This window comes from Nocardia sp. NPDC057455 (assembly GCF_042802775.1).
In the GTDB taxonomy this organism is placed as follows: Bacteria; Actinomycetota; Actinomycetes; order Mycobacteriales; family Mycobacteriaceae; genus Nocardia.
The window spans coordinates 1-20,496 of record NZ_JBHVDM010000041.1 but is presented as its reverse complement, the minus strand read 5'-3'; the positions used below and the strand labels follow the sequence as shown (position 1 = coordinate 20,496).

Here is a 20,496-nt window from a genome sequence, read left to right as displayed (position 1 = left end):
CCACAGACAATCTCCGGTAATCGGCCTGAGCCGCAGTTTTCATATCCGAGACATTTTCGAGCGAATATCCGGCAATCACAAGATCGTGCGAGCACCACGGGTATGTTCGACAACCGTGCGCAGGGTCGGGGACATTGTCGACGCGACCACGGCCTTCACGGGAGCCGCGGTCGCGGGTGTCACGCTGTTCCTGCCGGTCACCGTCAGCACCCGGGGCCAGTCCACGTCGTACCGGATCGCCGGTCTGCTCAACAGCGTGCCGCGCAGCGCGGCGCTGGGGGTGATCGTCGCCGTGGCGGTCGCCGTGCTGGTCGCCACCACCAAGCGCCCGTTGACCGGGTGGGCCACGGCGACCGCCGCCGCGCTGGCACAACTGATCAATCACTTCGCCGGAAGCCACGTCGCCACGGCCGAGATGCTGACCACGCAGAACTACATCGACTCGATCTGCGCCGCGGTGCTGCTCGGCGGGCTGGGCGCCGTGGCGCTGCGCAGACCGCTGCCCGGCGCCGCGTTCGCGGTGGGCGGCGTCGGGTTCTTCGGCTTCGGCGATCTCGCGGACCTGCTCGACGTCAACGCGGATCCCTACTCGGTGCTGGAGACTCCGACGCGCTGGATGATCGGCGTGGCGCTGGCTGCGCTGGTGATCAGCACCTTGCACAACTGGAAGCGCACCGAGGAGCCGAAGACGCCGCGGATGGCGGTCGCCCTGCCGGTGACGCCGATCCTCGCCGCCATGGTGCTCGCGCTGGTGGTGCTGGCCGGCACCGAATGGCTGGGCCGCCAGTACAGCAAACTGCCCGCCGAGAGTCACGCGATCGAAATCGGGATCGTCGTCGCCGCGACGATCGTCAGCGCCACCGCCGCGGCCATGCTGCTGCCCGGCCGCGACGGCACCGGCGTGTACCTGGCCGTGAGCCTCACCGCGGCGGTCGACGCCGTGGGCTACGCGGTCCGGCCCGGCTGGACCTCCGCGGTGCTCATCGCGTTGACCGCGGCCGGGCTCTTCGTCGGTGCGAGGATGCCCTCCGCCGCTCTCGCCATCCTGCTGCTCAGCGGCATCACCGTATTCGCCCTCGCCACCTCGACGGCCGCAGGCACCGTCGCCTTCGCCGCGATCAGTGGGTTCATCGCGTTGACCGCGGGTTACTGCTGCGGGACGGCGCGACCGCACTACGCGCCCAGCGGGGTGCTCGCGATCGCCGCGCTGTACCTTCCCTCGGCGGTATCGGTGATGCCGGACCGTGCCAAGGACTGGCGCGAGGACGTCGCCGTACACGATGCGACGCCGGGGCGCACCGCGCTCGCCATTGTCATCGGCAGCGCGATCGGGCTGGTCATGCTGCGGAAACTGCGGCCGCGCAGCAAGCCGCAACCGAAAGGGCAACCGGAAAGCGAATCGTTAGCGGATATATAGCCTCGCTTCCGCCGGATGGCGGACGCCATACTCACCCCTGCCACCGAAGACGCAGGCTTTACGTAGGCTTGTCCCGAACACCCCGCCGCCCCGACTCGACGGAGTGAAGTTTGCTCGCGATCCTGCTCGTGCACGCCGCAGCCGCCCTGGCGGCTCCGCTGGCGGTGCGGGCACTGGGGCGCAATGCTTTCTATCTGCTGGCATCGGTCCCGCTCGGCGGCTTGGGCTGGGTGATCGCCAATTGGTCCGCACCGCAGCGAGTCCGGCTCACCTGGGCGCCGAGCATCGGCCTGAACATCGATCTGCGTTTCGACACGCTCGCGGCCGTCCTGTGCGCGCTCGTGCTGGGCATCGGAGCGCTGGTGCTGGTGTACTGCGCCAGATACTTCGAGAACGACGAAGCACGGCTCGGGGTGTTCGCCGCCGAGCTGGTCGCGTTCGCCGGTGCCATGTTCGGGCTGGTCACCAGCGACAACATGGTGCTGCTCTACGTGTTCTGGGAAGCGACCACGGTGCTGTCGTTCCTGCTGATCGGCCACAACGCCGAGCAGGCGGCCAGCAGACGGGCCGCGATCCAGGCGCTGCTGGTGACCGGGGCGGGCGGCTTGGCGATGCTGGTCGGCATCGTCGTGCTCGGCACCGCGAACGGCAGCTACCTGCTGTCGGATCTGCTGTCCGGCGCACATCCCCCGAGCGGGATAGCGGTCGACGTGGCGGTGGCGCTGCTACTGGTGGGCGCGCTCACCAAATCCGCGGTGGTGCCCCTGCATTTCTGGCTACCCGGCGCGATGGCGGCGCCGACGCCGGTCAGCGCGTACCTGCACGCCGCGGCGATGGTGAAGGCCGGTGTGTACTTGGTCGCCCGGCTCGCACCGGCGTTCGCGCAGAACCCGGTATGGCATCCACTGGTGCTCACCCTCGGTCTGGCGTCGATGTTGCTGGCCGGGCTGCGCGCACTCCAGGTCTCGGATCTGAAACTGGTGCTCGCCTTCGGCACGGTGAGCCAGCTGGGCTTCCTGATCGTGCTGGTCGGCCTCGGCACGCCCGGCGCAGCGCTGGCCGGAGTGACACTGATCGTCGCGCACGCGCTGTTCAAGGCATGCCTGTTCCTGGTGGTCGGAATCATCGATCACGGTGCGGGGACGCGCGATCTACGCCGGTTGTCCGGTCTCGGCCGCCGAGCCCCGGTGCTGTGCGCCACCGCGGTCCTCGCGGCGCTCAGCATGGCGGGCATCCCACCGCTGCTCGGCTTCGTCGGTAAGGAGAGCGCGCTGAGCGCCGTGTTCGACGCGGACGTGCTCGCCGCGCCTGCCCGCGGTGTGGTGTTCGCCGGTGTGGTGCTGGGCTCGATGCTGACCGTCGGCTACAGCATCAGGTTCGTTTGGGGCGCTTTCGCAGAAAAGGGTGTCGAGCCGGAACCCGCTCCCGGCACCGAACCTTCGGCCCACCATCCGAGCGGAATGGTTATTGCCGGGCCGGTATCCGAGGATCGTCTCCGCTGGCACCCGCCGGGCGCCCTCTTCCTGGCCGCACCGGTGATCCTCGCCGCCGCGAGCCTCGTCGCGGGCCTCGCGCCGTCCTGGCTGGACGCACGGCTGCGCCCCTACGCCGAAACGCTTGCCGGACCCCCGCTTTCCCATCTTGCACTGTGGCACGGCTTCACTCCCGCGCTGGCGTCGACGCTGCTGATCGTCGCGGTCGGTGTCGTGCTGTACCGGCTGCGCGACCGCATCCCCGAATCGGCGCACCCGCGCCTCGGCAACGCCGACCGCGCCTACGACGCCACGCTGCGCGCGATGGACACCCTCTCGCTGCGGATGACCGGCGCCGTGCAGCGCGGGTCGCTGCCGCTGAGCCAGGCGACGATCCTGGTCACCTTGATCGTCCTGCCGACCGTCCTGCTCGCCCTCGGCACCCGCACCGGCGTCACGCTGCGCCTGTGGGATTCGCCGCTGCAAGCGGCCATCTGCCTGGTCATGGCGGTGACCGCGCTCGCCGCGACAGTGCTGCGCAACCGATTGGCGAGCGTGCTGGTGGTGGGCGTGACCGGATACGGCAGTGGCGTGATCTTCGCGCTGCACGGGGCGCCCGACCTCGCGCTGACCCAATTCCTGGTGGAGACGCTGACGCTGGTGATCTTCGTCCTCGTCCTGCGCGCCTTCCCCGCGCGGATCGAGGCCCGCCGCAGGACCGCGTTCAAGATCCGCAGGGCGATTCTGGCCGCGGGAACTGGGACGGTGGTCGCGGTCCTGGCCGGCTTCGCCGTCGCGGCCCGCACCGCCGAACCCATCTGGACCGGGATCCCCGAGGCCGCCTACGCGTTCGGCGGCGGAAAGAACGCCGTGAACGTTCTGCTCGTCGACCTGCGGGCGTGGGACACCCTCGGCGAGATCTCGGTGCTCGTCGTCGCCGCCACCGGCGTCGCCTCCTTGGTGTTCCGCAGCAGGCGTTTCGGCAGCGCCCCGCGCGCGGCGGACTCCCCCGACTACGACCCGGAGCTGGTGAGCTGGCTACCCGCGGGCCGGTTGGTCGATCGGGCGGAACGGTCGATGGTCCTGCAGATCACCACGCGGCTGGTGTTCCCCACCATCATGGTGCTGTCGGTCTATTTCTTCTTCTCCGGCCACAACGCCCCCGGCGGCGGGTTCGCGGGCGGGCTCACCGCCGGGCTCGCGCTGACCCTGCGGTACCTCGCGGGCGGCCGCTACGAATTGGGCGAGGCGCTCCCGGTCGACGCGGGCCATGTTCTCGGCGCGGGCCTCACCTTGGCCGCGGGCACCGCGGTCTCGTCGCTGTTGCTCGGCGCGCCGCCGCTGTCCTCGGCGATCATCGAGGTTTCGCTGCCGGTGCTCGGCCACGTCAAGGTGGTCACCGCGCTGCTGTTCGACCTCGGCGTCTATCTCATCGTGGTCGGCCTGGTGCTGGACGTGCTGCGCAGCCTCGGCGCGCGGCTCGACAGCGAATTGGCCGACGCCGAGACCCCGGCGGCGAAGGGCGGCGCATGACGGCGAATCTGACCCTGCTGATCGTGATCGGCATCCTGGTCGCGTGCGGGGTGTATCTGATCCTGGAACGCGCCGTGTCGAAGATGCTGCTCGGGCTGATCCTGTTCGGCAACGCGGTGAATCTGCTGATCCTCACCGCGGGCGGCGGCGACGGCGAACCGCCCATCCACGGCGCGGCCGACACCGAGGAGATGGCCGACCCGCTCGCCCAGGCGATGGTGCTCACCTCCATCGTGATCACCATGGGCATCGCGGCATTCGTGCTCGCCCTCGCCTACCGCGCCTACATGCTCACCACCAGCGACGACGTCGCCAACGACCAGGAAGACGAGGATGTCGCCCGGCGGCGTGCCCGAGAGGACCCGGAGACATGAGCCTCTCGCCCGGCCTGCTGCCGATCCTCACGCCACTGCCGGTGCTCGTTCCGCTGCTCGGCGCCGCCGCCACGCTCGTGTTCGGCCGCAGGCCCCGCATCCAGAGCGTGGTCATCGTCGGCGCGCTCACCGCCGTCGTGGTGATCTGCGGGCTGCTGCTGTATCTGGCCGACCGGGACGGCACCACCGCGTTGCAGGTCGGCAACTGGGCGGCGCCGATCGGCATCACGCTGGTGGTGGACCGGCTCTCCGCGGCGATGCTGGTCGTCTCGTCCATCGTGCTGCTGTCGGTCGCCCTCTACGGCGCGGGCCAGAACATCCGCGACGGCGACGCACGGCAGCCCACCTCCATCTACCGGCCCACCTATCTGGTGCTGACCGCCGGTGTCTCGGCCGCCTTCCTGGCCGGTGACCTGTTCAACCTCTTCGTGGGCTTCGAGATCCTGCTCGCGGCATCGTTCGTGTTGCTGACGGTGGGCGCGACCACCGAGCGCATCCGCGCGGGCGTGGCCTACGTGATGGTGTCGATGGTCTCGTCGCTGATCTTCCTCACCGGTATCGGGCTGACCTACGCGGCCACCGGAACACTGAATCTCGCCCAGCTCGCGGTCCGGTTCGGCGCCGTGCCGGACGGCACCCGCACGGCGATCTTCGCGGTGCTACTGGTGGCGTTCGGCATCAAGGCGGCGGTCTTCCCGCTGTCGAACTGGCTACCCGACTCCTACCCGACCGCCCCCGCGCCGGTCACCGCCGTGTTCGCCGGCCTGCTCACCAAAGTCGGTGTGTACGCGATCATCCGAACCCACTCGCTGTTGTTCCCCGACGGCGGCTTCGACTCGGTGCTGCTGGTGTGCGGCCTGCTCACCATGCTCGTGGGCATCCTCGGCGCCATCGCGCAGAGCGACATCCGCCGTCTGCTGTCGTTCACCCTGGTCAGCCACATCGGATACATGGTGTTCGGGGTCGGCCTTGCCACCGCGTCCGGGCTGGCGGGCTCGGTGTTCTACGTGGCGCACCACATTCTGGTGCAGACGGCGCTGTTCCTGGTGGCCGGCCTGATCGAGCGGCAAGCCGGATCGACCTCGCTGCGCAGGTTGGGCGGGCTCGCCGCGGCCAGCCCGCTGCTGGCGGTGCTGTTCCTGATCCCGGCGCTGAATCTCGGCGGGATTCCGCCGTTTTCCGGGTTCATCGGCAAGGTCGCGCTCTTGCAGGCGGGCGCCGAGCGCGGCAGCGTGCTGGCCTGGGTGCTGGTCGGGGGCGCCGTACTCACCAGCCTGCTCACGCTCTATACCGTGGCCCGCGTGTGGAGCAAGGCGTTCTGGCGACCCCGCGCGGACGCGCCGGAGGGCCATCTCACCGCGGCGAAGCCGCCGACGCTGATCGAGGATGCGACCGACGTGCACTACGACGAGCGCACCGATCCCGGCCGGATGCCGCCGCTGATGGTGTTGTCCACCGCGGCGCTCGTGGCGGTCGGGTTGTGCCTGACCGTGCTGGCCGGTCCGATCCTCACGATCGCCGACCGGGCCGCGGTCGACCTGCGCGATCCCGGCGTGTACATCGGTGCGGTGCTGGGTGATCCGCGAGGCCCGCGATGAGCGTCGAGCAGACCGGGCGCGGCCGGCGGCGCGAGACGATCGTCCGGATCGGCGTACTCGTGTGGCTCACCATGGTCTGGCTCGCCCTGTGGGGCGATCTCAGCGTCGCGAACCTGCTGGGCGGGCTGGTGGTCGCCGCGCTGATCATGGTGGCGCTGCCGCTGCCGCGCGTGCCCGTGTCCGGTCGGCTGAACCCGCTTCCGATGATTGCCTTGGTCGTGGTGAGCGCGTATTACGCGCTGGAATCGAGTCTCCAAGTCGCCTGGTTCGCGATCCGCCCGGCTCCCATGCCGGTGTCCGGCGTGCTGCGCGTGTACGCCCGCACGAGATCGGATCTGGTGCTGGTGCTGTGGACCGATGTGCTCAACCTGATCCCGGGCACGATGGTGCTGGAGATCGACCGCAGGCGCTGCGTCGTCTACGTCCACGTCCTCGACGTCGGCAGCGACGCCGCCGTGGACAAGTTCCACCGGACCACCCGGCGGCTGGAACGGCTGCTGATCGAAGCGTTCGAACGTCCGACCGGCTGGCCGCGCTTCCGGCCCGCCGCGCTCCCGGAGGTGCCATCGTGACCGTCGTCGCCGTACTCGCCGCCGTCATCCTGACCGCGGCCGCGCTGCTCACCACCTACCGTGTCGTCCTGGGGCCGAGCACGCTGGACCGGGTCGTCGGCATCGACTCGCTGATGGCCATCGCCGCCTCCGGTCTCGCCGTGTGGGCGGCCTACAGCGCCGACACCACCGTGGTACCCGCCATCGTCGCGCTAGCGCTGGTCGGATTCCTCGGCTCGGCCGCGGTGTCCCGATTCCGGGTGCGGGACGACAAATGAACCTCTGGCACGCGCTGGCCGGCACCCTGATCTTGTTCGGCTCGACACTGGCGCTGACCGCGGCGATCGGGATCGTGCGCTTCCCCGACACGCTGACCCGGATGCACGCCGCCACCAAACCCCAGGTCATCGGGCTGATCCTCGTGCTCGCGGGTGCCGCGATCCAGCTGCGCGGGCACGGCAACGTCTGGACACTGGTGCTGGTCGGGCTGTTCACCCTGCTCACGGCCCCGGTGATCGCCCACCTCATCGGCCGCACCGCATACCGCGAGCAGCGCCACCGTGACGGGCTGTTGCGCGTCAACGCCTTGCGCGAGGACGACGTGGAATAGCCCCGCTCAGCGCCTGGCGTTTCACCCCGCGCCGGCCAGGTCGGGCAGCTCGGCCGGACTCCCGCTCAGCGCGTGGCGGGTTCGACCTCTCGTTCCGCCCGCAGCGGCTGACGCACCGTCGCGAACCACGTCGCGTGGAACGCCGCCGCCAGTCCGGCCAGCAGCCCGAGCACCACCGTGCCCGCGAGCACCGGGTACTCGGCCATCGGCACCGCGAGGTAGCGGTAGGACAGCAGCAGCGCGGCCAGCACGACCACACCGGAGCCGACCAGCCGGACCCGGAACCATCCCCAGCCGCGCTCCGGCTCGCGCAGCGCCGATTCGACGGTGAGGCACAGCACCGCGCCCGCGACCAGGTCGACGCCGTAGTGGTAGCCGAAACCGAGGGTCGCGGTGAGCGTGGCCAGCAGCCAGAACGCGCCGCCCCAGCGCAGCCAGCCCGGGGCGAACTCGCCGTCGCTGTCGCGGCGGGTGTGCAGGAACACCGACAGTGCCCAAGCCGTGTGCATCGAGGGCATGCAGTTGCGCGGAATCGCCGCGTCGAACGGCAGCGGCAGCGGATTCCGGTCGATCGGCGGCACCACACCCGGCCAGTAGTTGCCCAGTTGCAGTCCGTTGCCGTCCGGTCCGAACGCGAACATCGGCCCGACCACCGGGAAGAGCACATATACCAAGGGGCCGATCAAGCCGAGCACCAGGAAGGTCCGCACCAGATAGTGCGACGGCCAGCGGCCCGACGACACCACCCCGCGCAGCTGCCACACCGCCACGACGATGGCTGCCACGGGCAACTCGATGTAGACCCAGTGCAGCACCGCGTAGACCACCGGCCCGAGTGCGTCGACCGCCCGGCCGAGCACCCAGGACGGATCGCCCAGCGCGTGGTCGGCCAGGATCACGTATTCGTCGAGCACCGTCGGCCTGCCGATCACGGTGACGTGCAGCCAGACGTCGCCGACCTTGGTGGCCAGGATGAGCAGCGCGCCGAGTGCGGCCGCATGCAGCGCGTCCCGCCGTTCGGCGCCCGACCAGCGCAGCCAGGCCAACAGCGCGAGGCCGGTCAGCACGATGACCGGTCCGTTGCCGATCGCGAACGGCTCCCCCGCCAGCAATCGGGCGCCCGCCCACACCACGTCGACGGCGACGGCGACGCCCAGCGCGACCAGCCTGCGGCGGGCCGAAACGCCCACCAGCGCAAGGACCAGCCCGGCCCAGGGCACCGACATGGACTTAGGGGTGCCGATGTAGTCCCGCGCCACGCTCTCCAGCGGGCCGTCGAACCCTTGCCAGACAGCGATGACCTGCAACACGATCAGTAGGACGGGCACCGCGGCCACCCCCGCGGCGACCCGGACCCGGGTCCGCGGTACGGGACGGCGCGATACCGCGCTTCCTACTTCGGCACCCGGGTCTTCGACTAGCATCCGACCATAGTAAACGGGGCGTGAACGCCATCCCCCTGGCCAGCTGAACGGCAGCCGACCTATCCGCGCTAGGAGGTTACTGTTTCAGTTCCTCGACCAGCGCGTCCACCACCGCGATCAGATCGCCCTGCGACGCCGCGGCGACGCGGCGCTGCCGCTGATAGGAGGCGCCGCGCTTGGGGATCTCGGCGACCATCGCCAGCTCGTCCGCACAGCCGAGTCGCGCCGCCGTCGGCTCCAGCCGGTTCAGCAGATCGTCCAGGTCGTCGGTCACCAAGCGTTCGTTGCTGTCGGAATCGGTGATGATGATCGCGTCCAGCCCGTAACGGGCGGCCCGCCACTTGTTCTCCTGCACATGCCACGGCGGCAGAGTGGGCAGGTCCTCGCCGTTCTCGACGCGGCGATCCAGGTCGACGATCAGGCAATGGATGAGCGCGGCCAGCGCCGCGAGCTCGGCGCGCGTGGAGATGCCGTCACAGACCCGCACCTCGATGGTGCCCCATTTGGGGGCCGGGCGGATGTCCCAGTGCATGCCGCCCAGCTGGGTGAACACACCGGTCTTGACCTCGTCGTGCACGAAATGCTCGAACTGGGTCCAGTTCTCGAACTGGAACGGCAGGCCCGCGGTCGGCAGCTGCTGGAACATCAGCGTCCGGTTACTGGCGTAGCCGGTGTCCGATCCGGACCACATCGGCGAGCCCGCCGACAGCGCGAGCAGATGCGGATACGACAGCAGTAACGAGTTGAGGATCGGAAAGACCTTGTCGCGGTGCGAGACTCCGACGTGCACGTGCACGCCCCAGATCATCATCTGGCGGCCCCACCACTGCGTGCGCTCGATCAGCTCGTCGTAGTGCTCCGACCGGGTCAGCTGCTGGGCCGACCACTGCGCGAACGGATGGGTGCCCGCGCAGAACAGGTCGACGCCGAGCGGGTCGGCGGCGCGCCGCACCGTGTTCATGGTGCCGGTCAGGTCCTCCACCGCCGCGCCCACGGTCTCGTGCACGCCGGTGACGAACTCGACGGTATTACGCAGCAACTCCTTGGTCACCTGCGGTGTGCCGTCGTGGGCACGCAGCTCACCGAGTGAATCGAACACCGCGGCGGCGGTATTCGACAGATCGCGGGTCACCTTGTCCACCAAGGCGATCTCCCATTCGACCCCGATCGTGGGCCGGGGCGAACCTTCGAAGGGAACGTGCTCGATTCCTGCCCCGGCCATATACCACCGCGCTACTGGATCACGCCACAGGCGACACGGCCGCCCGCGTCGCCCGTCGCTAGGGTCGTCTCGTCCGGACCCGCGACGCCATCGGCGCGGTTGTAACGGTTGGGGATGTTGCCGAAGTTGTCGGCGTCGGCGTGGATGATCAGGGCCTTGCCCTTCACGTCGTCCAGGGTCACCGCGTCGGTGGTGGTGACCAGCTTGGCGACGCCGTCGCCACGCACTTCCAGCGAGCTCAGATCGCCGCTGGCCGGGTGCGCGTTGGCGCTGCCGACCTGCAGATGACCACCGGCCGACAAGAAATCGCCCGCCGGGCCACCGGTCGGCGCGACCGAGTTCGGCTCGCACTTGCCCACCTGGTGCACGTGCAGGCCGTGGAAGCCGGGGCGCAGCCCGTGGGCCTCGACGGTGACTTGCAGATGGTTGCCGTCCTCGGTGAAGTTCGCGGTGCCGACCGAGGCGCCCGAGGGGTCTTTCAACTGGACGTTCACCCCCTGCGCGGCGTTCGGCGAGCCGTGCTCGGTGCTCGACTGCCCGGCCGGAGCCGCGGACCCGGTCCACACCGGCGGGGGGGTTCCCTGGACGTCACTCGACTCCTGGCTGTTCGAGCAGGCGGCGAGGCCGAACACCGCGACCGCGAGCACCGGGGTCACAGTCCGCCAGGACGGGCGTCGAGTTGTGGACGGGGCCATCGGGGAACTCCTTTACGAGTACCGAGTTTACGAGTAAAGCTGGGTGGACACGTTCGTTACCGGACAAGATGATGCCACGCCGCCGTGCCGAGGCACCGACAGGGCGGCGCGCCCTCACCGAGCATTCGCCGGTCCGAGCGTGCGAACAGCGGCCACACGGGTCAGTTACCCGTGACGATCACCGTTACACCCGGTCCGCTGTCCCCGATTCCGTCCGACTTCGGCGCCACCGCCGCACCGAGCTCGTCCGCGACGGCCTGCGCCGCCTCCTTGTCGCCGGGCGAGTTGCCGTAGTACACAGTGGTTTTCGCGATACTCGTGCCGGGGTAGTTGCCGGTTTCCGCGATCGTCCACCCGCTCGCCGAGAGCTGGCCCGCCGTCTTGGCGGCGAGTCCGGGCACCATGCTGTTGTTCAGCACACGCACCGCGACCGAACGGGCCGCGGCAGAGGTGGTCGCGGCGGCGGTCGTGGTCGGCGTGACCGTCGCCACCGCGCTGGACGAGGACGCGGCCGAGGTCGGCGCCTTCGGCGTGGTCGTGCTCGCCGGGATCTGGGGCGCGGCCGTCGCGCTGGAGGTGGGCGATTCGCTGGTCCCCGAGGCGTCGGTGTCGGCGTCGGAACTCGACAACGACATCGCGCCCAGACCGGCGAAGACGATGGCCAACGCGATCAGCACCATCGCCAGGGCGCGCAACGGTGGCCCACCGGAGGTGGGATTCGGGTAGCTCACCCTCGCGAGCCTAGTCGCACCGGGCGGGTCCGGGTCCGCATCGCCGGGTCAGACCTGGAATCCCAGCCGTCGCGCCGCGCGCGCCTTCTGCCTGCTCGCGCGCAGCCTGCGCAGCCGCTTGACCAGCATCGGGTCGGCGGCCAGCGCCTCTTGCCGGTCGACCACCGCGTTCAGCACCTGGTAGTACCGGGTCGGCGACATGGCGAACAGCTCGCGGATCGCCTCCTCCTTGGCCCCCGCGTACTTCCACCACTGTCGTTCGAACGCGAGGATGTCGAGTTCGCGACGGCTCAGCCCGGCGCCGTCCGCCTGCTCGGCCGGAGCCTGCCCCGTCGTGACTTCTTCGCTCGCGGAAGGGCCGTCCTGGCTCTCGGAAAGATTCCGTGCCGCTGCGCCGTCCATCTCGCTCCCTCGCCGAGTAACCACCAGACGAAAATGGTGCTTGTACGTCGCGGAACATTCAACCACGCACCTGGGGAATCGCCCGGGCCGCGACGCGGCGTGTTTCCTACCTGCCGGTAGATCCGGTCTCCGGTTCGGCACCCGAGGCGCTGTGACGTTGCACCCACGGCAATAATTGGCCCATGGCAATCCTCCCGATCGTGATCGTCGGCGACCCGGTTCTGCACAACCCGACCGAACGGGTCACCCAATCGCCGGAGGAATTGGCTCCGCTCATCGCGGACATGTACGAGACGCTCGACGCGGCGCACGGCGTCGGTCTCGCGGCCAATCAGGTCGGCGTTCCGCTGCGCCTGTTCGTCTACGACTGCCCCGACCTCGGCGCGGACGGCACCGCCACCCGGCGCCGCGGCGTCGTGATCAACCCGGTGCTGGAGACCTCACAGATCCCGGAGACCATGCCCGACCCGGACGACGACGAGGAGGGCTGTCTATCGGTGCCCGGCGAACAGTTCCCCACCGGCCGCGCCGACTGGGCGAAGGTTTCCGGCACCGACGAGCACGGCGAGCCGGTCGAGGTGGAGGGCAAGGGCTTCTTCGCCCGCATGCTCCAGCACGAGGTCGGGCACCTGGACGGCTTCCTCTATGTGGACGTGCTGGTCGGCCGCAACGCACGGGCCGCCAAGAAGGCGATCAAACGCAACGGCTGGGGCACACCCGGTTCGAGCTGGCTGCCGGGCACCGATCCCGACCCGTTCGGGCATGACGACTGACCCCGCCGCCGGCCTGTCCGATATTCCGCTCGGCCGCCGTGTGGTGTTGCGCTATCGGTTGCCCGCGGGTTATCCCCAACCGATGACCGACGTGATCGGCGAGCTCGTCTCCCTGGATCCGCCGACCGTTCGCGGCGCCGACGGTACGGTCGTCTCGGTGGCGCCGGAGCGTGTGGTAGCGCTGAAAGCCATCGGTCCCAGGCCGATTCGCACCAAGGAGATCCGCGCGCTGGAGGCTGCGGCCGCCTACGGCTGGCCGGGCGTCGAACACGCGTGGATCGACGGCTGGCTGGTCCGCGCGGGCCACGGATACACCGGGCGCGCGAATTCAGCTGTGCCGCTGGGCAGTTCCGAGGCGCCCGCCGCCGTGTCCGCGGAGACGCTGCACCGCATCGGCGAGTGGTACACCGCGCATGGCCTGCCCTTGCAGCTCGCGCTGCCCGATCGGCTGGCCCCCGTGCCGCCCGGCTGGCACAGCCGGCGAGAAACGCTCATGCTCGCCATCGATCTCGACAATTTCGTGCTGCCGCAGGGTCCTTCGATGGTGCGGATCGCGACCGCCCCCGACACCGACTGGCTGGAGGTGCATCGTCACGGCGGCGAGGTTCCCGCCGAACAGGCGATCTACGCTCCCGCACCGGATCCCGAGGTGCTGACCGCGGTTCTCGACGGCGAACTCGGCTTCGCCTCGCTCGGCCTGCCGCGCCCTATCGCGATCGGCCGCGGCGCGCTCACCACCGCCCCGGACGGGCGCCGCTGGGTCGGCCTCGCCTGCGTGGCCGTCGCCGCCGCGCACCGCAGGCACGGGCTCGGCTCGCTGGTCTGCGCCGAGCTGCTGCGCTGGGGCCACGATCGCGGTGCGACACACGCGTACCTCCAGGTCGAGGCGGCCAACGAGGCGGCCCGCGGGATGTATCGCGATTTGGGCTTCGTCGAACACCACGCCTACCGCTACGCCGCGCCGCAACCCCTCGCCGGGGCCGGCGACCTGCGGTAGAACAGACCTGTCACCCCGCAAGGAAGGCCACCGTGCGTCTCGCCACCTGGAATGTCAACTCGATCCGTTCCCGGCTCGACCGTGTCGCGGACTGGCTCGACCGCCAGGACATCGATGTGCTGGCCCTCCAAGAGACAAAGTGCCGGGACGACCAGTTCCCGTTCGAGCGCTTCGACGAGCTGGGGTACGAGGTTGCCCACCTGGGCATCAACCAGTGGAACGGAGTGGCGATCGCCTCTCGGGTCGGCCTCGCCGACGTCGAGTTCGCCTTCCCCGAGCAACCCGGCTTCGACAAGGACGCGGGCGAGTCGCTGATCAGCACGCCGGTCGTCGAGTCCCGCGCGATCGGGGCCACCTGCGGTGGCGTGCGGGTGTGGAGCCTGTACGTGCCCAACGGCCGCACCTTGACCGATCCGCACTACGCATACAAGCTGGAATGGCTTACCGCGCTACGGGACAACGGCGCGCGCTGGCTGGCCGAGGACCCGCGGGCCAAGATCGCGCTGGTGGGTGACTGGAACATCGCGCCGACCGACGACGATGTCTGGTCCGTGGAGTACTTCGCCGACAAGACGCACACGTCGCAACCGGAGCGCGACGCCTTCCAGGCTGTCGTGGACGCCGGGTACACGGACGTCATGCGCCCGTTCGCGCCGGGGCCGGGCGTCTACACCTACTGGGACTACACCCAGCTGCGCTTCCCGCGTAAAGAGGGAATGCGCATCGATTTCGTCCTCGCCTCCCCCGCGCTCGCCGCCACCGTGACGGACGCGATGGTCGATCGCGAGGCACGAAAGGGCAAGGGCGCCAGCGACCACGCTCCGGTGATCGCCGAGTTCGCCGACGGCCCAGGGGCCTCGTGACCCGCCCGGCGCAGCCGCCTTTCCCCCGCCGCAGCAGCGGGAACCGGGCAACCAGCGCCCGGCTGGGCGGCGTGAACAGCGACGGGCAACGGCAACGGGCGCAGCACCTCGGCCCGGAGCGCCGCCGCCCGCAAGTGCTCGACACCGCGCTGGCCATCGCCGTGGAGAACGGCATCGCCGCGGTCACCATGGCCGCGATAGCGGAGCGGATGAGCGTGACCCGGCCGGTGGTCTACGCCTGCTTCGCCGATCGGGTCGAGCTGATCGAGGCGCTGATCCAGCGCGAGGAGGGCTACCTGGTCAGCGGCGTGCTGGAGGTGGTGTCCCCGCGCGACGTGGACGCGGACGAAACCGTGTTCGTCGAGGGGTTCCGCGCGCTGCTGACGAAGGCCGCGAGCCGGCCCGACGCCTGGCGGCTGGTCTACGGCAACCCCGACCCCGCCGTGGCGAATTCGTTCGGTCGCGGCCGCGCGCTCGTCATCGAGCGCTGCGCCAAGCTCTTGCGTCCGACGCTGCGCGCCTGGGGCACCGTGGACGCCGAGCGCAAGCTGCCCGTGCTGGTGGAGCAGTGGGTGTCCGCGGGTGAGGGGGCGGTGCGCGCGCTGCTCGCGGACCAAGACGGCTGGACACCGGCGGATCTCGGCGCGTTCGTCGGGGCCTCGGTCTATCGCGCCCTGCGAAACGCCTGATCGACGATCCGGCCGCACTACGATGGTGATCAACTATCCGACCACCGGCTGGCGGAGGAACGGTCATGGCGTTCTATCGGCAAGTGGGTGCGGTACCGCCGAAGCGGCACACCCAGCATCGGGATGAGCAGGGCAGGCTCTACTACGAGGAGCTGATGGGCGAGGAGGGCTTCTCCGGCGACTCCTCGCTGCTCTACCACCGCGGCCTGCCGCCTGCACTGGTCGACTCGACGGTCTGGGAGTTGCCCGATCAGCGGACGACGCCGAATCACCCCCTGCGCCACCGTCACCTGCGGCTGCACAACCTGTTCCCCGGCGACACCCCGTCGGAAAGCGATCCGGTCACCGGGCGGCGGTTGCTGCTCGGCAACGCCGACGTGCGCATCTCCTACGTCGTCGCCAAGGGTGTATCGCCGTTGTACCGCAACGCGATCGGCGACGAACTGGTGTACGTGGAGTCCGGCGCGGCGGTGGTCGAAACCGTGTTCGGCGCGCTGCCCGTCCGGCAGGGCCACCAAGTGCTCATTCCGCGGGCCACGACGCATCGGTGGCGGCCCACCGGCCCGGAACCGCTGCGGGCGTACGTGATCGAGGCTTCCGGCCACATCACGCCGCCGAAGCGCTACCTGTCGAAGTTCGGTCAGCTGCTCGAGCACGCCCCGTACTGTGAGCGGGACCTGCACGGACCGGCCGAGACGATCACCGAGACCGGCACCGAGGTGGAAGTGCTGGTCAAGCACCGCGCCGGTGGGCGGGTGGTCGGAACCCGGATGGTCTATGCCACCCATCCGTTCGACGTGGTGGGCTGGGACGGCTGCCTGTATCCGTACGCGTTCGATATCGCCGACTTCGAACCGATCACCGGCCGTATCCATCAGCCGCCGCCCGTCCATCAGGCATTCGAGGGCGGCAACTTCGTCATCTGCAATTTCGTGCCGCGCAAAGTGGACTACCACCCGCTGTCGATCCCCGTGCCGTACTACCACTCGAACGTCGATTCCGACGAGGTCATGTTCTATTGCGGTGGCAACTACGAAGCGCGCAAGGGTTCCGGGATCACCCAGGGCTCGGTGTCGGTGCACCCCGGCGGCTACGCCCACGGCCCGCAACCCGGCGCCTACGAGAACAGCATCGGCATCGAGTACTTCGACGAGCTGGCCGTCATGGTGGACACCTTCCGTCCGCTGGAACTCGGTGAAGGCGCCCTGGCCTGCGAGGACCCGACCTACGCATGGACCTGGTCCGGGCGTGGCCCCGCGTGAGGACCAGGGTCGAGGTCTCCCCGGAGTCCCTGTTCGGTCCGGACAACCTGCCGTACGGGGTGTTCGCGCCGAGCGGAAGAAGCCCGCGGGTCGGTGTGCGGCTCGGTGAGCACGTCATCGATGTGCTCGCGCTTGTGGACGATCCGGTGTTCGCCGAACCGAGCCTGAACGCCTTCCTGGCCCAGGGGCCCGGACGCTGGCGCGCGGTCCGCGACCGGATTCGCGAGGCGGTCGAAGGCGAGCTGGACAGCGCGGCGGTACACCCCCTGTCCGATGTGAAACTACGGCTGCCCGTACGGATCGGCGACTACGTGGACTTCTACGCGAGCATCGATCACGCGACGAACCTCGGTCGCCTGTTCCGACCGGACGGTGACCCGCTGCTGCCGAACTGGCGCCACCTGCCGGTGGGCTATCACGGGCGGGCCGGGACCGTGGTGGTGTCCGGCACCGAGGTCGCGCGGCCGTGCGGGCAGCGCCGATCCGAATCCGGTGCGCCGGAGTTCGGCCCTTCGCGGCGGCTGGACATCGAGGCCGAACTCGGCTTCGTGATCGGTGTCGGCTCGCGGCTCGGCGTGCCGGTCGGCATCGACGAGTTCGCCGACCGGGTCTTCGGCGTCGCGCTGGTCAACGATTGGTCCGCACGCGACATCCAGGCCTGGGAGTATCAACCGCTCGGGCCATTCCTCGGCAAGTCGTTCGCGACCTCGCTCGCACCGTGGATCACCCCGCTGGCCGCCCTGGAGTCCGCGCGCATACCGCTGCCCGAACAGTCGCCCGCGCCACTGCCCTACCTGCGGGGGGACGAGGCTTGGGGCCTGGACATCGATCTCACCGTGGCGTGGAACGGTCACCCGGTCGCGCACCCGCCCTATGCCCGGATGTACTGGTCACCGGCGCAGATGCTCGCTCATCTCACCGCGAACGGCGCTTCCACCCGCACCGGTGATCTGTTCGCCTCCGGCACCATCTCCGGTCCAGAACCGGACCAGCGCGGGTCGTTCATCGAGTTGTCCTGTGGCGGCAGCCAACCGATCCTGGTGAACGATCGGCAACGCACCTTCCTCGAAGACGGCGACGAAGTGACGATCACGGCATCGGCTCCCGGTCCCCGCACCTCCCGCATCGGATTGGGCGAGGTCACCGGCCGCATCCGTCCCGCGCATTCGCGCTGAGCACCGGCCACCGAGCGGTGGCGCCTCGGTCTGTCGTCGGCCGTTCGGCACCGGTTGACCCGCCACCATCGGGTCGCGGCCGACGAGACGGCGGCACCGCCCGGTCGCCGCTGAAGGCTCTCCGCCGATCCGGGTGGAGCGCGCCGACGGATACGACGCCTGCGCCGGAAGTTCCCCGCCCATCCGGAGCGCAGCAGCAAACTTACAGCGCTTGAGCTCGCCCCCATCCGGGTACGCCGCGGCTACGGTTGCATCCGCCAGACAAGGAGCGAGGTCATGACCGATCGCCCGGACGTAGCGCACCGTCGGCCCGACGGCGTCGGCGACACCACCGTCGCCGCCACCGGCAAACTCTCGGAGGCCCTGGAGATCATCGAACGCGCCCGCGGTCACCTCTACGCCTTCCACCAGCTGACCGGCGGCGCCGACCTGGCGCTCGACGAGGCCGTGGAGCTGTTCCGCGAGGCGGGCCATACCCACATCGCCGACCGGATATCCACCGAGTTGATCGGTCGCAACGTGCTCGCCGGACGCTGGACGTTCCAGATCATCGAGGAATACGACGACGGCTACTACGGCCTGTTCCGCGACGTGGAACGGGCCGTCCGGGATGAACTGCTCGACGGTCGCCGCCACCTCTACGAAGCCGAGATGAAAGAAGCCCGCCGCACCCGCGGCGCGCCCGGCCATTCGGCGAGGCCGGAGTCGCAGGAAGACGGGTAACTCCGATCGAACATGCGGAGCACGACGAGGCCGGGAGCCTGCGTGGACCTGCGGCGCGCGGCCGCGGTTGTCCTGACGACGGTTACGGCTACGGATCCGGGCGGCGCGCACGAACACTGCTGCCGGTGCCTGGGAGTTCGCGCGGTCCCGGCGAATCGCCGGGCACGCGGCCGGGCGGTCCGGGTATGGTCGGGCGGGAAAATTTCACAACCAACGGGGGCTCGCACCAGCGGGCTGAGAGGACGGCTAGCCGAGAGGCGTCAGGGCCGTCGACCGTATGAACCTGACCGGGTAATGCCGGCGTAGGGAGGAAATAGATGGCACCCGCCGCTGCGTCCGACGGCGCATCCGCACCCGTCGACAATGTCACCACCGGCCCCATCGAGGGCAGCGTCAAGCACTATCTCGAGGTCGAAGACCTGCGCATACCGGTGCGCCGGATCAATCTGACCAATGGCGAGCACTTCGACGTCTACGACACGTCGGGCCCGTACACCGACGAGACGGCGACGATCGATCTCGAAGGCGGTCTACCGAAGCTGCGTGACACCTGGACCAGAACCGAGGGGACGGGCCCGCGCACCCAACTCGCCTGGGCCCGCGAGGGCATCGTCACACCCGAGATGCGCTTCATCGCCGCGCGCGAAGGCGTCGCACCGGAACTGGTGCGCGAGGAGGTGGCCGCGGGCCGCGCGGTCATCCCGGCCAACCACAAGCATCCGGAACTCGAGCCGACCATCATCGGCAAGAAGTTCCTGGTCAAGATCAATGCGAACATCGGCAACTCGGCCGTGTCCTCCTCGATCGCCGAGGAGGTGGAGAAGATGGTGTGGGCGACCCGCTGGGGCGCGGACACCATCATGGACCTGTCCACCGGCAAGAACATCCACGAGACCCGCGAGTGGATCCTGCGCAACTCCCCCGTCCCGGTCGGTACCGTGCCGATCTATCAGGCGCTGGAGAAGGTGAACGGCGACCCGACCGCGCTCACCTGGGAGATCTACCGCGACACCGTGATCGAGCAGTGCGAGCAGGGCGTGGACTACATGACCGTGCACGCGGGCGTGCTGCTGCGCTACATCCCGCTGACCGCCAAGCGGGTGACCGGCATCGTCTCGCGCGGCGGGTCGATCATGGCAGCCTGGTGCCTGGCGCATCACCGGGAATCGTTCCTGTACACGCACTTCGAGGAACTCTGCGAGATCCTGGCCCGCTACGACGTCACCTTCTCCCTCGGCGACGGCCTGCGGCCCGGCTCCATTGCCGACGCCAACGACGAGGCGCAATTCGCCGAGCTGCGCACCCTGGGCGAACTCACCAAGATCGCGAAATCGCATGGCGTGCAGGTGATGATCGAGGGCCCCGGTCACGTGCCGATGCACAAGATCGTGGAGAACGTCCGGCTCGAGGAAGAGTGGTGCGAGGAGGCGCCGTTCTACACGCTCGGCCCGCTCGCCACCGACATCGCACCGGCCTACGACCACATCACCTCGGCCATCGGAGCGGCCATCATCGCGCAGGCGGGCACCGCCATGCTCTGCTACGTCACGCCGAAGGAACACCTGGGCCTGCCCAACCGCGACGACGTGAAAGTCGGCGTGATCACCTACAAGATCGCCGCACACGCCGCCGACCTGGCCAAGGGGCACCCGCACGCCCAGCAGCGCGACGACGAACTGTCCAAGGCCCGTTTCGAATTCCGCTGGCGTGACCAGTTCGCCCTGTCCCTCGACCCGGACACCGCGCGCGAATACCACGACGAAACGCTGCCCGCCGAACCCGCCAAGACCGCCCACTTCTGCTCGATGTGCGGCCCGAAGTTCTGCTCGATGCGGATCTCGGCGGACGTGCGCGAATACGCCGAGCGCCACGGCCTGAACGAGGTCGAGGCGCTGGAAGCGGGCATGGCGGAGAAGTCCGCCGAGTTCGCAGGCAAAGGCAACGCCGTCTACCTGCCCGTCGTCTCGTAATGACCGCCCGCCGCC

The 20,496-nt window shown here is 69.5% G+C and carries 20 protein-coding genes and 1 riboswitch; of the genes, 15 read left to right on the top strand and 5 right to left on the bottom strand.

Going from position 1 to position 20,496, the window contains the following annotated elements; all coding sequences use genetic code 11:
- The first annotated feature begins 115 nt into the window (after positions 1-115).
- The 7 genes from ACFU5M_RS18310 to mnhG all read left to right on the top strand — a co-directional run bounded on the left by ACFU5M_RS18310 (position 116) and on the right by mnhG (position 7,555).
- Positions 116-1,417, top strand: coding sequence for a hypothetical protein (locus tag ACFU5M_RS18310; RefSeq protein ID WP_379050404.1), 1,302 nt, complete (start codon positions 116-118; stop codon positions 1,415-1,417).
- A 110-nt stretch (positions 1,418-1,527) separates the two neighbouring features.
- A complete protein-coding gene (locus ACFU5M_RS18305; RefSeq protein WP_379050401.1) occupies positions 1,528-4,422 on the top strand; it encodes a Na+/H+ antiporter subunit A in 2,895 nt (964 codons plus the stop codon).
- Complete coding sequence (locus tag ACFU5M_RS18300; protein ID WP_379050399.1) at positions 4,419-4,796, top strand: Na(+)/H(+) antiporter subunit C; 378 nt, start codon at positions 4,419-4,421, stop codon at positions 4,794-4,796. Before ACFU5M_RS18305 ends, ACFU5M_RS18300 begins: the two co-directional genes overlap by 4 nt.
- Complete coding sequence (locus ACFU5M_RS18295) at positions 4,793-6,394, top strand: Na+/H+ antiporter subunit D (RefSeq protein WP_379050396.1); 1,602 nt, start codon at positions 4,793-4,795, stop codon at positions 6,392-6,394. The genes ACFU5M_RS18300 and ACFU5M_RS18295 overlap by 4 nt, the downstream gene beginning before the upstream one ends.
- Complete coding sequence (locus tag ACFU5M_RS18290) at positions 6,391-6,966, top strand: Na+/H+ antiporter subunit E (protein ID WP_379050393.1); 576 nt, start codon at positions 6,391-6,393, stop codon at positions 6,964-6,966. Before ACFU5M_RS18295 ends, ACFU5M_RS18290 begins: the two co-directional genes overlap by 4 nt.
- Positions 6,963-7,223, top strand: a complete 261-nt coding sequence (locus ACFU5M_RS18285; RefSeq protein ID WP_379050390.1) for a monovalent cation/H+ antiporter complex subunit F — start codon at positions 6,963-6,965, stop codon at positions 7,221-7,223. The genes ACFU5M_RS18290 and ACFU5M_RS18285 overlap by 4 nt, the downstream gene beginning before the upstream one ends.
- Positions 7,220-7,555 (top strand): monovalent cation/H(+) antiporter subunit G, encoded by a 336-nt coding sequence (gene mnhG / locus ACFU5M_RS18280; RefSeq protein ID WP_379050387.1) that lies wholly within the window; start codon positions 7,220-7,222, stop codon positions 7,553-7,555. Before ACFU5M_RS18285 ends, mnhG begins: the two co-directional genes overlap by 4 nt.
- 65 nt (positions 7,556-7,620) lie before the next feature.
- Here the strand turns inward: mnhG and ACFU5M_RS18275 are convergent, their stop codons facing one another.
- The 5 genes from ACFU5M_RS18275 to ACFU5M_RS18255 all read right to left on the bottom strand — a co-directional run bounded on the left by ACFU5M_RS18275 (position 7,621) and on the right by ACFU5M_RS18255 (position 12,029).
- The gene (locus tag ACFU5M_RS18275) at positions 7,621-8,979 is read right to left on the bottom strand and encodes a DUF5933 domain-containing protein (RefSeq protein WP_379050385.1); all 1,359 of its coding nucleotides are present in this window, start codon (positions 8,977-8,979) and stop codon (positions 7,621-7,623) included.
- 76 nt (positions 8,980-9,055) lie between these two features.
- Positions 9,056-10,201 carry a glutamate--cysteine ligase gene (locus ACFU5M_RS18270; RefSeq protein WP_379050382.1) on the bottom strand — a complete coding sequence of 382 codons (1,146 nt, stop codon included), beginning with the start codon at positions 10,199-10,201 and terminating at the stop codon, positions 9,056-9,058.
- 11 nt (positions 10,202-10,212) lie between these two features.
- The gene (locus tag ACFU5M_RS18265) at positions 10,213-10,896 is read right to left on the bottom strand and encodes a superoxide dismutase family protein (protein ID WP_379050379.1); all 684 of its coding nucleotides are present in this window, start codon (positions 10,894-10,896) and stop codon (positions 10,213-10,215) included.
- A 161-nt stretch (positions 10,897-11,057) separates the two neighbouring features.
- Complete coding sequence (locus ACFU5M_RS18260) at positions 11,058-11,627, bottom strand: LytR C-terminal domain-containing protein (RefSeq protein ID WP_379050377.1); 570 nt, start codon at positions 11,625-11,627, stop codon at positions 11,058-11,060.
- A gap of 48 nt (positions 11,628-11,675) precedes the next feature.
- Positions 11,676-12,029 carry a DUF3263 domain-containing protein gene (locus ACFU5M_RS18255; protein ID WP_379050374.1) on the bottom strand — a complete coding sequence of 118 codons (354 nt, stop codon included), beginning with the start codon at positions 12,027-12,029 and terminating at the stop codon, positions 11,676-11,678.
- A gap of 182 nt (positions 12,030-12,211) precedes the next feature.
- On the opposite strand from ACFU5M_RS18255, the gene ACFU5M_RS18250 reads away from it, so the two are divergent.
- The 8 genes from ACFU5M_RS18250 (at position 12,212) to thiC (ending at position 20,481) form a co-directional block, all read left to right on the top strand.
- Positions 12,212-12,802 carry a peptide deformylase gene (locus tag ACFU5M_RS18250; protein ID WP_379050373.1) on the top strand — a complete coding sequence of 197 codons (591 nt, stop codon included), beginning with the start codon at positions 12,212-12,214 and terminating at the stop codon, positions 12,800-12,802.
- Positions 12,792-13,799 carry a GNAT family N-acetyltransferase gene (locus tag ACFU5M_RS18245; RefSeq protein WP_379050370.1) on the top strand — a complete coding sequence of 336 codons (1,008 nt, stop codon included), beginning with the start codon at positions 12,792-12,794 and terminating at the stop codon, positions 13,797-13,799. The genes ACFU5M_RS18250 and ACFU5M_RS18245 overlap by 11 nt, the downstream gene beginning before the upstream one ends.
- Before the next feature lie 32 nt (positions 13,800-13,831).
- Positions 13,832-14,662, top strand: coding sequence for an exodeoxyribonuclease III (locus ACFU5M_RS18240; RefSeq protein ID WP_379050368.1), 831 nt, complete (start codon positions 13,832-13,834; stop codon positions 14,660-14,662).
- Positions 14,663-14,796: 134 nt separating this feature from the next.
- Complete coding sequence (locus ACFU5M_RS18235) at positions 14,797-15,351, top strand: TetR/AcrR family transcriptional regulator (RefSeq protein ID WP_379050490.1); 555 nt, start codon at positions 14,797-14,799, stop codon at positions 15,349-15,351.
- 65 nt (positions 15,352-15,416) lie between these two features.
- Positions 15,417-16,613 carry a homogentisate 1,2-dioxygenase gene (locus ACFU5M_RS18230; protein WP_379050366.1) on the top strand — a complete coding sequence of 399 codons (1,197 nt, stop codon included), beginning with the start codon at positions 15,417-15,419 and terminating at the stop codon, positions 16,611-16,613.
- A complete protein-coding gene (fahA, locus tag ACFU5M_RS18225) occupies positions 16,583-17,788 on the top strand; it encodes a fumarylacetoacetase (protein ID WP_379050363.1) in 1,206 nt (401 codons plus the stop codon). Before ACFU5M_RS18230 ends, fahA begins: the two co-directional genes overlap by 31 nt.
- Before the next feature lie 276 nt (positions 17,789-18,064).
- Positions 18,065-18,511 (top strand): hypothetical protein, encoded by a 447-nt coding sequence (locus ACFU5M_RS18220; RefSeq protein ID WP_379050361.1) that lies wholly within the window; start codon positions 18,065-18,067, stop codon positions 18,509-18,511.
- Between the two features lie 203 nt (positions 18,512-18,714).
- A riboswitch (TPP riboswitch) is annotated at positions 18,715-18,837 on the top strand.
- Positions 18,829-20,481 carry a phosphomethylpyrimidine synthase ThiC gene (gene thiC, locus ACFU5M_RS18215; protein ID WP_379050359.1) on the top strand — a complete coding sequence of 551 codons (1,653 nt, stop codon included), beginning with the start codon at positions 18,829-18,831 and terminating at the stop codon, positions 20,479-20,481. It overlaps the preceding riboswitch by 9 nt.
- Positions 20,482-20,496: the final 15 nt, after the last annotated feature.